Source organism: Fundidesulfovibrio butyratiphilus, assembly GCF_054657235.1.
In genome coordinates this window covers 814,418-826,834 of record NZ_BAAHXA010000001.1, presented here as the reverse complement: position 1 = coordinate 826,834, position 12,417 = coordinate 814,418, and the positions used below count along the sequence as shown (strand labels likewise).

The 12,417-nt window shown below is 60.0% G+C and carries 13 protein-coding genes; all 13 read left to right on the top strand.

Annotated elements, in window-relative coordinates; translation table 11 throughout:
* Positions 1-831 precede the first annotated feature (831 nt).
* The 13 genes from ACYQ01_RS04185 (at position 832) to ACYQ01_RS04125 (ending at position 12,407) form a co-directional block, all read left to right on the top strand.
* Positions 832-1,311 carry an NADH-quinone oxidoreductase subunit A gene (locus ACYQ01_RS04185; RefSeq protein WP_459932575.1) on the top strand — a complete coding sequence of 160 codons (480 nt, stop codon included), beginning with the start codon at positions 832-834 and terminating at the stop codon, positions 1,309-1,311.
* The gene (locus ACYQ01_RS04180) at positions 1,311-1,775 is read left to right on the top strand and encodes an NADH-quinone oxidoreductase subunit B (RefSeq protein WP_459932574.1); all 465 of its coding nucleotides are present in this window, start codon (positions 1,311-1,313) and stop codon (positions 1,773-1,775) included. The genes ACYQ01_RS04185 and ACYQ01_RS04180 overlap by 1 nt, the downstream gene beginning before the upstream one ends.
* Before the next feature lie 3 nt (positions 1,776-1,778).
* Positions 1,779-2,369 (top strand): NADH-quinone oxidoreductase subunit C, encoded by a 591-nt coding sequence (locus ACYQ01_RS04175; RefSeq protein ID WP_459932573.1) that lies wholly within the window; start codon positions 1,779-1,781, stop codon positions 2,367-2,369.
* Complete coding sequence (locus ACYQ01_RS04170) at positions 2,366-3,487, top strand: NADH-quinone oxidoreductase subunit D (protein ID WP_459932572.1); 1,122 nt, start codon at positions 2,366-2,368, stop codon at positions 3,485-3,487. The genes ACYQ01_RS04175 and ACYQ01_RS04170 overlap by 4 nt, the downstream gene beginning before the upstream one ends.
* A 12-nt stretch (positions 3,488-3,499) precedes the next feature.
* Positions 3,500-4,492, top strand: coding sequence for an NADH-quinone oxidoreductase subunit NuoH (gene nuoH, locus ACYQ01_RS04165; protein WP_459932571.1), 993 nt, complete (start codon positions 3,500-3,502; stop codon positions 4,490-4,492).
* Positions 4,493-4,494: 2 nt separating this feature from the next.
* Positions 4,495-4,941 carry a NuoI/complex I 23 kDa subunit family protein gene (locus tag ACYQ01_RS04160; protein ID WP_459932570.1) on the top strand — a complete coding sequence of 149 codons (447 nt, stop codon included), beginning with the start codon at positions 4,495-4,497 and terminating at the stop codon, positions 4,939-4,941.
* Positions 4,938-5,459: an NADH-quinone oxidoreductase subunit J family protein gene (locus tag ACYQ01_RS04155; RefSeq protein ID WP_459932569.1), complete on the top strand. Its 522-nt coding sequence runs from the start codon at positions 4,938-4,940 to the stop codon at positions 5,457-5,459. Before ACYQ01_RS04160 ends, ACYQ01_RS04155 begins: the two co-directional genes overlap by 4 nt.
* Positions 5,456-5,782, top strand: a complete 327-nt coding sequence (gene nuoK / locus ACYQ01_RS04150) for an NADH-quinone oxidoreductase subunit NuoK (RefSeq protein ID WP_459932568.1) — start codon at positions 5,456-5,458, stop codon at positions 5,780-5,782. The genes ACYQ01_RS04155 and nuoK overlap by 4 nt, the downstream gene beginning before the upstream one ends.
* Before the next feature lie 21 nt (positions 5,783-5,803).
* Positions 5,804-7,300 (top strand): monovalent cation/H+ antiporter subunit D family protein, encoded by a 1,497-nt coding sequence (locus tag ACYQ01_RS04145; RefSeq protein ID WP_459932567.1) that lies wholly within the window; start codon positions 5,804-5,806, stop codon positions 7,298-7,300.
* Positions 7,297-7,548 carry a hypothetical protein gene (locus tag ACYQ01_RS04140; protein ID WP_459932566.1) on the top strand — a complete coding sequence of 84 codons (252 nt, stop codon included), beginning with the start codon at positions 7,297-7,299 and terminating at the stop codon, positions 7,546-7,548. The genes ACYQ01_RS04145 and ACYQ01_RS04140 overlap by 4 nt, the downstream gene beginning before the upstream one ends.
* Entirely contained in the window at positions 7,538-9,334 is a 1,797-nt protein-coding gene (locus ACYQ01_RS04135) for a Na(+)/H(+) antiporter subunit D (protein ID WP_459932565.1), read from the top strand. The genes ACYQ01_RS04140 and ACYQ01_RS04135 overlap by 11 nt, the downstream gene beginning before the upstream one ends.
* 79 nt (positions 9,335-9,413) lie before the next feature.
* A complete protein-coding gene (locus ACYQ01_RS04130) occupies positions 9,414-10,940 on the top strand; it encodes an NADH-quinone oxidoreductase subunit M (RefSeq protein ID WP_459932564.1) in 1,527 nt (508 codons plus the stop codon).
* Between the two features lie 45 nt (positions 10,941-10,985).
* Positions 10,986-12,407, top strand: coding sequence for an NADH-quinone oxidoreductase subunit N (locus ACYQ01_RS04125; RefSeq protein WP_459932563.1), 1,422 nt, complete (start codon positions 10,986-10,988; stop codon positions 12,405-12,407).
* Positions 12,408-12,417: the final 10 nt, after the last annotated feature.

The following is a 12,417-nucleotide window of genomic DNA, read 5'->3' as shown; positions in this document are numbered from 1 at the left end:
GCGGCGTTGTGTCTGTTGAAGAGTCGCACCGGATGTCGATGTGGCGTATCGTTGGCGTCCAGGTGCGACTCTTTTCGCAAGGCGCCGTTCTTTCCTGGCGCAAGGGGACACGCGGAGGAGGGGCAGGGCTCTTGTTCGATCGATCACAAGCACAACGGGAATTTCCTACCGGATCAGGCGGGCAGAGGGTGCTTGGGGGCTCTTGCGACGCGACGGAGGGGCGGGGTGGCAACAGGGCGCAAATGGTGTTGATCCTACGGAAAAGGTCGGAAATGGCGCTCCGTGTTCTCAGGTAGAGAAACATGGTATTTCAAAGAGTTGTCGGAACGCCGAGTCACGGCTTTACGGACGGCATTTCGTTCGATATTTTTTCGCAGTGGTTCAGGATGCGGTAACAGTCGTTAATAGCGACGAATTGCTGGTGGAAAAGTTATTGGGATTATTTTCACATAAGTTGACAGAAAAATTTGCCCAGGCTAGGTAGGGCAACCGAATGGCTAAATATTCGCGCTAGATGTTTGCGCGGCCAGTCCTCGCGTAGGCTGACGGACTAGGGGCGCAACTCCTTCGAGTCGGGAAGTGTCAGCGGATTGTGGCGTGCCTTGACGATAGAGTCGGTTTTTACCGAACAACATGTCAGGCGGGGCCGGTTCGCAACTACTTAAAGATTGGGTGTTGTCGGTTTTCGAACCGGCAGGGGGCTCCGCGGGCGTGCGGAGCCGAGCGAGCCGCTTCGCGGCGGCGCGTCGGTTGGGCGCGTCTTTGGTGCTGTGTGTTCGGGACGACCGGTCTTGGATTTCCGCCAATATCTCCCAAAGGCGTCCAGTACCGATGGCCTGGACGCCTGCCTGTTTTTTCGCGCAAAAAAACACCTTTCTCGACGACAAAGGAGCAATCGCTGTGGACGACCGTTCGACGTTGGATCTGTTGTACATCCTGGCATTTATGCTAGGCGGCCTAGGATTCGCCATAGGGCCGTTTCTTGTAGTCTACCTTGTCGCGCCGCGTAAGACGCGCAACACCGTACAAAAAACCACACAACTCATCGAATGCGGCATGGATCCCATAGGCGATGCCTGGATCAAGTTCGCCGCCGTATACTACCTCTATGCCCTGATGTTCGTGGCCTTCGCCGTGGACATTTTGTTCTTGTTTCCGGCGGCGCTGGTTTACAACAAGCCAGGCGTGATCGGCGGATTGCAAGGCTTTCTTGAAATTGTGCTTTTTGTGGGAATCTTGTCCCTCATCATCGTTTACGCCTGGAAAAAGGGAGTCTTCACGTGGGAACGAAAGAGCATCAAGAACCTTTAGTGCAGTTCGCAAAGCTCAGCCAGCTTCTCGATCTGTGCCGAGCGAACTCGCTATGGCCCATGACCTTCGGCTTGGCCTGCTGCGCCATCGAAATGATGGCCACGGGCGCGGCCCGGTTTGACTTGGCCCGGTTCGGGGCCGAAGTGTTTCGCCCCTCGCCCAGGCAGGCCGACGTGATGATCGTAGCCGGCACCATCAGCAAGAAGATGGCGCCGGCCGTGCAGATCCTCTACGACCAGATGCCCGAGCCCAAATGGGTCATTGCCATGGGCAACTGCGCTATCTCCGGCGGGCCGTTCGTTTTCGAGGGCCAGTACGGCATCGTGGAAGGAGCCGACAAGCTCTTTCCTGTGGACGTCTACATCCCCGGCTGTCCGCCTCGCCCCGAGGCGCTCATCGAGGGGATTCTCCTCTTGGAGGAAAAACTCACCGGAACCCGCCGGTGGCCCAGGGTGGAGGCCTAAACCATGAACATCGAAGCGGTGGAACAGGCCCTGGCCGACCAGAGCCCCGAAGCCCTGACCCGGTGCGAACCGTCCGCCAAGGGATACGCCCTGGACGTGCGGGTGAGCCCGAACAAACTTGTCGCGTGCGTGGCCCTGCTTGATAAGCTGGGCTTTTTCCTGGAAACCATAACCGGCGTGGACTGGTTCGGCGAAAACGTGGCCAAATGGCGTGAAGAAAAAGCCGCCGCGGCCAAAGCCGAAGCCGACAAGGCCGCCAAAGCCGCCGAAGCCGAAGGCAAACCCGCCCCCAAACCGGCCAAAGCCGCCAAGGATGACGCCACTCCCCCCGCCGATCTCCCCCCCGACGACATCGAAGTCGTCTACGACTTCAACCGCTACGATAGCCCGCTTCGCGTGGTCGTCCGCGCGCGCACTCCGCGTGATAAAGCCCGGGTGCCCACCATTTCCGAGATCTATCCTGTGGCCCATTGGCACGAACGCGAGACCCACGAATTCTTCGGGGTCAAGTTCGAGGGGCATCCCTATCTGGTGCCTCTGTTCTTGCCCGAGGACGCCGATTTTCATCCTCTGCGCAAGGATTTCAAGTCATGATTCGTCCCGCTCAAAGTTCAGACAAAGAAACCTTCGTCCTCAACCTGGGACCTCAGCATCCGTCCACGCACGGCGTGCTTCGGGTCAAGATGGTCATGGACGGGGAATATATCGTCATTGCGGAGCCCGTGCTCGGTTACATTCACCGCATGCACGAGAAAATGGCGGAAAATCGCACGTATGCCCAGTATCTGCCCAACATGGGGCGTTTGGACTACCTGCACGCCTTGGCCTACAACCACGGTTACGTCTGCACGGTTGAAAAGGCCCTCGGCCTCGAAGTGCCGGAACGCGCCGAATACATCCGTGTCATCACTACCGAACTCAACCGAATCACCAGCCACCTGCTTTGGTTCGGAGCCTTCGTCCTCGACCTGGGAGGCTTCTCCCCCCTGCTGTACGCCTTCGATGATCGCGAACAGGTCCTGGATCTGCTCGAATCGGTCACCGGTTCGCGCCTGACCTACTGCTACTTCCGCTTCGGCGGCGTCTACAACGACATCGACGAGGACTTCATCACCGGAACCCGGGCCTTCATCGAACGCATGCGCAAACGCATGCCGATGTACCATGACCTGGTGACCAAGAACATCATTCTGATGAAGCGACTGGTCGGCATAGGTTTCGTGGACGCCGAAATGTGCCGCAAGTACGGAGCCACCGGCCCTGTGGCCAGGGGCGCGGGCATTCCCTACGACGTGCGCCGCCACGAACCCTACTCGGTGTATCCGGAATTCGACTTCGATATTCCGACATACCCTGAGGGCGATTCCATGGCCCGCTACATGGTGCGTATGGACGAGATTCTCCAGAGCCTGCGCATCATCGAGCAGGCCCTGGCAAAGTTGCCGGACGGGCCGGTGGACCTTGGGTCCAAGGCGCCCAAGTCCATCAAGCCTCCCAAGGGAGACACGTATTGTGCGGTCGAGGCCGCGCGCGGAGCCTTCGGCGTGCGTTTGGTGAGCGATGGTTCGACCCAGCCCTACCGGCTCAAACTGCGTTCGCCGAGTTTGTCCAACTTCCTGGTCTTTGGCGAGGTGGCCGAGGGGATGCTGCTGCCCGACGCCATCGCCTTCATGGGCAGCCTGGACCTGGTCATTCCCGAGATAGACAGGTGAGGAGTTTCCGCCATGAGTAGCTGGTTCGAAGTGTTACGCCTGCTGGGATTTCTGGTGGGCATCATCGCCTTCGTGGCATTCAACGCCGCCTATCTGGTCTGGCTTGAACGCAAGGAGGCCGGTCACATCCAGCGCCGCATCGGTCCAAAGGAAGTCGGACCGTACGGCCTCTTGCAACCCGTGGCCGACGGCGTGAAGCTGATGGCCAAACAACTCATTATACCCGATGGGGCCGACAAACTGCTGTTCATGATGGCCCCGGTCCTCGTCATGACCCCCGCGCTCATGGTGTATGTGACCATCCCTTACACTGCGGTGCTCGTCCCGCGCAGCATGGACCTGGGGCTCCTGGCCATTTTCGCCTTTGGTTCGGTGAACGTGCTGGGACTTCTGCTCGGTGCGTGGGGTTCGCGCAACAAGTATGCTATCATCTCTTCGGCGCGTGTCGTGTCGCAAAACGTGGCCTACGAAATTCCCATGCTCGTGGTTGTGGTCACCCTGGTCATGGTCACGGGTACCATGAACCTGACCGACATGGTGGCCGCGCAGGACGGCGGATTCTGGAACTGGAACATCTTCCGTTTGTCCGCGAGCCCGCTCATGCCAGTGGCCTTTCTCATCTACTTCGTGTGCATGCTGGCTGAAACCAACCGCGCTCCCTTCGACATGACCGAAGCCGAGAGCGAATTGATCGCCGGCGCCTTCACCGAATATCCGGGCATGGGCTTCGGCGTGTTCTTCATGGGAGAATACTCCAACGTCCTCGCCGGTTCGAGCTTGGCCACGGTGCTTTTCCTCGGCGGGTGGAACTGCCCCTTCGGTCTGTTCCCCGGATTGCACTGGTTCCTTATCAAACTGTACTTGATCATCTTCACGGTTATCTGGATACGTTGGACCTTCCCGCGCACGACCTTCTACGGACTGCTGAACCTGTCGTGGAAGATTCTTATTCCCATTTCGTTCGCTAACCTGATTCTCACTAGCGCCCTGCTCAAGGTGTTTTAACCATGAAAGCCTACTTCAAAGAGATCATCGACGGCACCTGGAGCCTCTTCGTGGGCATGGCCATAACCTTGCGCTATTGCTTTCAACCTGTGGTTACGCTGCGTTACCCCTATGAATCGCTGACCATGACCCCTCGTTACCGTGGGCACATCGAGCTCGTGGGCGAGGAGCGCAAGGGCGGCGGACACAAGTGCATCTTTTGCGGCATGTGTCAGCGCAACTGTCCGTCCGGGTGCATCACCCTGGTCGGCGAGCGCAAGGAAGGCTCGAAGCGTAAAGAGCTGACCGGGTATCTGCTCGATTTCACCAAATGCAGCCTGTGCGGACAGTGTATTGAAAACTGTCCCACCAGCGCCATTGACTTCTCGAAAGAATACAACCTGGCCGGATTCTCCCGCGGAGATTTCCAGTACGACCTGCTCAAGCGTCTGGAGGCGAAACAGTCATGACCCCATCTTTGTTTTCGGCCGAGGGGCTGGCAGGCCTGGCTTTTCTGGGCTTTGTCGCGGCCACTCTCGGCGGCGCCGTTGTCGCCACCCAGGCCCGCCAACTGGTGCGTAGCGTCGCCGGTCTGGCCCTGTGCTTCGTGGGCGTGGCCGGGCTCTACTACTATCTCGGCAGCCCCTTCATAGCCATGATGCAACTGCTCATCTACGTAGGGGCCGTGTGCGTGACCATCGTGTTCGCGGTCATGCTGGCCGATCCCGACGAACCGCCGCGCTCGGTTTCCGGCGCCATTCGCCTGCTCGGTGCGGTGGCCTGCGCGGGAACCTACCTGGCCTTGGCCGCGCTGGCCCTTTCCACGGACTGGAAGCCCATCCCGGGTGATGGAAACGGCAGCGTGGAGCGTATCGGCCAGTCGCTGCTCACCACCAACGGCTTCAGTTTTGAACTCATCTCCCTGGTGCTCCTGGTGGCCATCATCGGCAGCCTTGTGCTGGCCAGGGAAGGGAGGAGCAAGTCATGAGCCTGCTTTCGCTGCCAAACGAACTCGGGGTCTACCTGCTCATCGGCGCGCTGCTGTTCGCCATGGGGCTTTGGGGCGTTGTCCGCAGAAGGACCTTCATCGGCATGCTCATCTCGGTGGAGCTCATCCTGAGCGGAGGTTCGCTCAACTTCATGGCCTTCAGCCGGTTTCTGGCTCCGGACCCCTCAACGGGGTACATCTTCACCCTGTTCGTCATGGCCATAGCTGCGGCGGAAACGGCTATCGCTCTTTCCATCATTATCGCCGTGTACCGCAACTACAAGTCGATAGACACCCAAGACCCCGCTCAACTCGGCGGGTAGGGCGACCAAGGACCTAGGCTCATGGAAAGTATTGAATCCGTCCGTCCTCTGCTGGCCGTGCTGACCGCCCTCGTCGGGGCGATCCTGGTGATGCTCAACGGCCGCAAACCGAACGTCAGGGAAACCTGGTCTTTCGTTGCCGCCCTGACCATGTTCGGCATCATCGCCTCGATGATCGGCATCGTGGCTCCCGCTCCCCTGGGCGAGGGCAAACTCATTACCTGCAAGGTGTTCACCATCCTGCCGGGGCTCGGCGTGTCCTTTCGCGTCGACGCTTTCAGCATGGTGTTCGCCATGGCCGCCTCGTTCCTCTGGATCATCGCGGTGTTTTATTCCGCAGGATACATGAGGGGCCTGCACGAACATGCTCAGACCCGTTTCAACGCCTGCTTCGCTCTGGCTTTGTTCGGCGCCATCGGCGTGGCGTTTTCCGACAACCTGCTCACCATGTATCTCTTTTACGAGATCGTGAGCATCTGCACCTACCCCTTGGTCGCCCACCATCAGGACGAGGAAGGCTACGAAGGCGGTAAGAAGTACATCGTCTACCTGACGACCACCGCCAAAGGCCTGGTGCTGCCGGCGATGATTCTCATCTACGTGCTGACGGGGTCTCTCGACTTCGCCCACGACATCCACAAGGGTGTCTTCTCGCCCGAGACCAACGCCGCGTTGGTGACCGTATTGTACATCTGCTGCCTGTTCGGCTTCGCCAAAAACGGTGTGATGCCGTTCCACAACTGGCTGCCGAGCGCCATGGTGGCTCCCACACCTGTCTCCGCGTTGCTGCACGCGGTGGCCGTTGTTAAGGTCGGCGTGTTCTGCACCACCCGCGTCATGCTCTACATCTTCGGTGTGGATACCATGAGCGCCCTCAACCTGGGGGTGCCGACCGCCTACTTCGTCTCGTTCACCATCCTCACGGCTTCAATCATCGCGCTGTCCAAGGACAACCTGAAAGCCCGGCTGGCCTACTCCACAGTGAGTCAGCTCTCCTACATCATCCTGGGCGTGGCCCTGCTCACCCCGGACGGCATCCAGGGCGGATTGGTGCACATAGCCAACCACGCCTTCTCCAAGATCACACTGTTCTTCTGCGCCGGCGCGATTTACGTGGCCACGCACAAGAAGTCCATCTCCGAGATGGGCGGACTCGGGCGCACCATGCCCTTCACCTTCGCGGCCTTCGCCGTGGCGTCGCTCAGCATGATCGGCGCTCCTCCGGTGGCAGGCTTCGTCACCAAGTGGAAGCTGCTCGTCGGGGCCATGGAGATGCCGGCCCATTCCATCGGCATCCTTGTCGTGCTCCTGGCCAGTACGCTTCTCAACGTGGCCTACTTCGCTCCGGTCACCTTCAAGGCCTTCTTCGGCAAGCGTCCGGAGGGCGAGGTCTATGAAGGCGTTCGCGAAGCGCCCATGGCCATGGTCGTTCCCATTCTGATTGCGGCCACCATTTCGGTGATCATCGGCATATGTCCTGATTTCTTCATGACCTTCGTCAAGGCGGTGACGGGATGATCGTTCGTTTTATCCAATTCCTGCGCGACCATTTACGGGTCGTGACCTGGCTCTGCCTGGCGGGGCTGGCGCTTCTGGTGATCTGGGACGCCCTCTTCGTGGACAAGGGCCACGCCCATACCTCCATTGAAACCATTCCCGGTTTCTGGGCCGTGTATGGCTTCGTGGCCTGCGTCTTAATCATTATCGTTTCCAAGTGGTTCGGCCACCTGGGCATCATGACCCGCGAGGACTACTATGATCGGTGATTTTTGGCTGCATCCCTCGCTCATACTGCTTCTGGGGGCCATAATCTTGCCCGTTGTCCCCAGGCAGTACAGGCGGTGGTATCTGGTGGCTGTGCCTGTCCTGGCCTTTCTCGACGTGCTCACCATGCAGGGCAACTACGGCGTCTACGGCGTGAGCAAATTCATGGACTGGTCCCTCACCTTCGGCAGGGTCGACAGACTGTCCATGGTGTTCGCCTACATCATGACGCTCATGTGCATCATCGGTACGGTCTACGGCCTGCATGTGGAGGACGACTACCAACACATGGCCGCCTGGACATACGTCTCGGGGTCGTTGGGTGTCATCTTCTGCGGCGACTACCTGGTGCTCTTTCTCTTCTGGGAGTTGATGGCCTTCTCGTCCGTGTTCCTGGTCTGGTTCCGCGGCCGCAAGGAGTCCCTCGCCTCGGGCTACCGGTACCTGCTGGTGCATACCTTCGGCGGGCTTCTGCTCCTGGCGGGGCTGGTGCTGCGCTACCAGGCCACCGGCGGAGACCTGTCCTTCGGCCCCATCGGCGTCGATGATCCGCACCTCTACACTTGGCTCATCATGGCCGGCTTCATCCTGAACGCCGCTGTTCCGCCCCTGCACGCCTGGCTGCCCGACGCCTACGGCGAAGCCACGGTGAGCGGCGCGGTGTTCATGTGCGCCTTCACCACCAAGACTGCGGTCTACGCCCTGGCCCGGGGATTCGCCGGCATGGAGATCCTGGTGCCCCTGGGCGTTATCATGGCGCTCTACGGCGTCGTGTACGCGGTGCTTGAAAACGACTGCAGACGGCTGCTTGCCTACCACATCATCAGCCAGGTCGGTTACATGGTGGCCGGCGTGGGTATCGGAACGGAACTGGCCATCAACGGCGCTTGCGCCCACGCCTTCGCTCACATCCTCTATAAGGGCTTGCTCTTCATGGGATGCGGAGCGGTGCTGCACATGACCGGCAAGAGCAAGTTCACCGAACTGGGCGGTCTGTGGTCGAAGATGCCGCGCACCTTCATCTTCACCCTCATAGGCGGTCTCTCGATATCCGCATTCCCCTTGTTTAGCGGTTTCGTGAGCAAGTCCATGATCGTGGCGGCGGGCTTCGAAGTCCACAACTACTGGGCGGGCTTCCTGCTCACCCTGGCTTCCGCCGGTACCTTCCTGCACACCGGTCTCAAGGTTCCGTACTTCATCTGGTTCGGCAAGAACAACTGCAGCCAGGAAACCTTGGAAAAGGCCGCCGATCCGCCGGCCAACATGCAGTGGGCCATGGCCGCTGCTTCGTTCCTGTGCATCTTCATCGGTTGTTACACCCCGTACCTCTATGACATGCTGCCCTTCCAGCAGGCTGCCATGGACTATCATCCCTACACGGCCAGCCACGTCACCGAAACGCTGCAGATTCTGGGCTTCACCGCTCTGGGCTTCTTCCTGCTCATCAAGAAGCTGACCCCCGAAGCCAAGATCAGCATCGATCTGGACTGGTTCTACCGCATGGGCGGTCGGGCTTTCCTCTGGTTCGCCAAGAAGCCCGTTCAGGAAGCCGACGACGTTGTGAGCGAAGTGTACCGCACCGGCGGTCTTCAGCCCCTCATGCGCACGGCCCGGTTCTGGTCCTGGTTCGATTGGAACGGCATCGACACGGTGGTGGACGGAATCGCCCGCTCGGTTCGCTCTGGAGGCGGCGTCGTGCGCCATCTGCAGAGTCCGCGCCTGCAGACCAACATCGTCTATGCCTCGTGCGTCGTGGCCCTGGCCCTGATGATTCTTGTCTTTGTGTGAGCCAGGCCATGCTGCCTGACCGAAAAGACCTGGCGGCGACCGTCTTTCACCTTCGCCCATCCCAGGGAGGAACGTGTCCATGGATTTCCTGATAATGAACCATCTGGGGCTGCCCATCCTGAGCATCCTGATCTTCTTGCCCCTGGTCGGCGCCCTGGTGCTCCTGGCCTTGCGCGGCGATGAAGCGGTGAGGCTCTGGACCTTGGTGATCACCCTGGTCAATGCGGCCATTTCCCTGCCGCTCTACTGGATGTTCGATCCCACGACACCGCGCTACCAATTCGGCGAGCACGCTTCGTGGATCCCCGCGCTCAACATTCATTACACCCTCGGGTTGGACGGCATTTCGCTCCTGCTCGTGCTGATGACCACGCTCATCATGCCGCTTTGCGTGCTGGGATCGTGGAAATACATCGCGACCCGGGTCAAAGAGTTCATGTTCTGCCTGCTGGTCATGGAAACCTCCATGCTCGGCGTGTTCGCGGCGCTGGACTTCGTGCTCTTCTACGTCATGTGGGAAGCCATGCTCATCCCCATGTACCTCATCATCGCGGTCTGGGGCGGACCGCGCAAGGTGTACGCTTCCGTGAAGTTCTTCCTGTACACCTTGGCCGGCTCGGTGCTCCTTCTGGTCGCCATCATCGCCCTGTACCTCTCCCAGGGCACCTTCAGCATTCCGGCGCTCATGGGGCAGAGTTACTCGTCCGACTTCCAGTTGCTCGTGTTCGGGGCGTTCTTCCTGGCCTTCGCCATCAAGGTGCCCATGTTCCCGTTTCACACCTGGCTGCCGGCCGCCCACGTCGAAGCGCCCACCGCGGGCAGCGTCATCCTGGCTTCGGTTCTGCTGAAAATGGGCACTTACGGCTTCCTGCGCTTTTGCCTGCCCATCACGCCCCAGGCCACGGTTGACGTTTTGCCCTTCGTACAGTGGCTGAGCATCGCCGGTATCATCTACGGCGGTTTCACGGCCCTGGCCCAGCAGGACATGAAAAAGCTCATCGCCTACTCCAGCGTGGGCCACATGGGCTTCGTCACCCTGGGCATCTTCGTGCTCAACCAGCGCGGCATCGAAGGCGCCATCCTGCAGATGATCAACCACGGTATCACCACCGGCGCGTTGTTCTTCTGCGTGGGCATGATCTACGAGCGCACCCATAGCCGCGATCTGGCCACCGCCGCAGGTATCGGACGCTTCATGCCCATCTATGTGACCTTCTTGACCTTCTTCTCACTGTCTTCCCTGGCTTTCCCCGGCACCAACAGCTTCGTCGGCGAGTTTCTCATCCTGGCCGGCAGCTTCATGGACAACAAGATCCTGTCCGCCTGCGCCATTCCCGGCGCGGTGCTGGCCGCGGCCTATATGTTGCGCTTGTTGCAGCGGGTGATCTGGGGCGGAACCAACAACCCCGACCACACCGGGCTCATGGACCTGAGCCTGCGTGAAGTGGTCGTGCTTGCTCCCTTGCTGCTCTTCGTTTTCTGGATCGGACTTGGCGCGTCGCCGTTTACCGAAGTGATGCACGCAAGTGTTGGCCATCTGGTCAATCAGACGACCGTGGCGGCCAAGGCGGGAGGCCTCTCCCTGGCTGGGATCGCGCCCTGGTAGGCCCCTGCGGGCGACACCTTTGAACCTTACGCAAAGGCCATACTCATGAAGCTTGTGTTGTTTGCCCCGGAACTTGTGCTCTTATTGGGAGGGCTGGCGTTGTTCCTGGCGAGCGCGGTCAAAGGCTCCGCGCGTTATGCCAAGAATCTGGCCCTTGGCGTCTCCCTGGTCACCCTTGTGGTGAGTTGCCTCTGCCTGACCCAACAGGGAACGCTTTTCTATGACGCTTACAAGGTCGATCTCTTCTCGCAATTGGCCAAACTGGTCATCGCGGCCGGTTTTGCCGCGGTCATGTTCTTTGGCGGCGAGCTCAAGGATATCGCCGAAGACATTCATCCGGAATACTTCGTGTTCCTGACCACGAGCGTTCTGGGCCTGGTCATGCTGGTTTCCAGCGCCGACCTGCTCAGCATGTTCATCGCTTTGGAGCTCTCGTCCTACTCGCTCTATCTGCTCGTGCCCATGCGCAACGACCGCGACGGGTTGCGCATTCAGATGGAAGCCGCGATCAAGTACATCCTCTTCGGCGCGGTGGCCACCGGGGTCATGCTCTTCGGCATGAGCTACCTCTTCGGCTTGACCGGAACCACGTACTTTACGGCTCTTGTGCCGGCGGTGCGCAACCTGTCCGGCAACCCGGCCGTCACGGTGGGATTGATCATGCTGCTGGCCGGCTTCTTCTTCAAGTTGGCCGCCTTCCCCATGCACTTCTGGGCGCCTGACGTCTACCAGGGATCGGCCAACGAGACCTCGGCTTTCGTTTCAAGCGTGCCCAAGGTCGCAGCCGTGGTCCTGCTCGTGCGCGTGGCCGTTCTGGCCTCGCCGCAGGATGAGGCGATCATCTGGGTCTTCGCCACGTTGGCCGCGTGCTCCATGCTGTACGGCAATTTGGTGGCCCTGGTGCAGACCGACGTCAAGCGCATGCTCGGTTTTTCGGGCATCGCCCACGCCGGCTACGTGCTGTTGGGTCTGGTGACTTTGGGCGCCGCCGGGTACGCCGCCGCGCTCTACTACATTACCGGTTATCTGTTCATGAACGTAGCCGCCTTCCTGGTGATCTGCGCGGTGTCCAAGAGCGGTGAAAATCTGACCGTGAGCGACCTGGGCGGCCTGTACAAGCGCTCGCCGCTTCTGGCCTTCACCCTGGGCGTGAGCATGTTCGCCCTGGCCGGTATGCCGCCTTTCGTCGGCTTTATGGGCAAGTTCTTCCTGCTCACCGGCGCGTACAAGGCCGGCCATGTCCTGCTGGTGATCTTCGCGGCCATCAACACCGCCATCTCCATCTACTACTATCTGAGCGTGGTGCGTTCGGCCTATTCCGACGCTCCCCAGGCCGACGAAGCCCTCACCGTGGACAAGACCACCCGTTTTGCCGCCGTGGTCCTGGTGCTGGTCACTCTGGCCTTGGGTCTGCTGCCCAACAGCATTATTGATCTGGCCGCCAACGCGGTGCGCACGCTTTTGTAACCGTTCCTCC

Coding starts and splice junctions, on each gene's coding strand:
- ACYQ01_RS04185 (WP_459932575.1), top strand. CDS start 832: ATGGCCTGGACGCCTGCCTGTTTTTTCGCGCAAAAAAACACCTTTCTC.
- ACYQ01_RS04175 (WP_459932573.1), top strand. CDS start 1,779: ATGAACATCGAAGCGGTGGAACAGGCCCTGGCCGACCAGAGCCCCGAA.
- ACYQ01_RS04170 (WP_459932572.1), top strand. CDS start 2,366: ATGATTCGTCCCGCTCAAAGTTCAGACAAAGAAACCTTCGTCCTCAAC.
- nuoH (WP_459932571.1), top strand. CDS start 3,500: ATGAGTAGCTGGTTCGAAGTGTTACGCCTGCTGGGATTTCTGGTGGGC.
- ACYQ01_RS04160 (WP_459932570.1), top strand. CDS start 4,495: ATGAAAGCCTACTTCAAAGAGATCATCGACGGCACCTGGAGCCTCTTC.
- ACYQ01_RS04155 (WP_459932569.1), top strand. CDS start 4,938: ATGACCCCATCTTTGTTTTCGGCCGAGGGGCTGGCAGGCCTGGCTTTT.
- nuoK (WP_459932568.1), top strand. CDS start 5,456: ATGAGCCTGCTTTCGCTGCCAAACGAACTCGGGGTCTACCTGCTCATC.
- ACYQ01_RS04145 (WP_459932567.1), top strand. CDS start 5,804: ATGGAAAGTATTGAATCCGTCCGTCCTCTGCTGGCCGTGCTGACCGCC.
- ACYQ01_RS04140 (WP_459932566.1), top strand. CDS start 7,297: ATGATCGTTCGTTTTATCCAATTCCTGCGCGACCATTTACGGGTCGTG.
- ACYQ01_RS04135 (WP_459932565.1), top strand. CDS start 7,538: ATGATCGGTGATTTTTGGCTGCATCCCTCGCTCATACTGCTTCTGGGG.
- ACYQ01_RS04130 (WP_459932564.1), top strand. CDS start 9,414: ATGGATTTCCTGATAATGAACCATCTGGGGCTGCCCATCCTGAGCATC.
- ACYQ01_RS04125 (WP_459932563.1), top strand. CDS start 10,986: ATGAAGCTTGTGTTGTTTGCCCCGGAACTTGTGCTCTTATTGGGAGGG.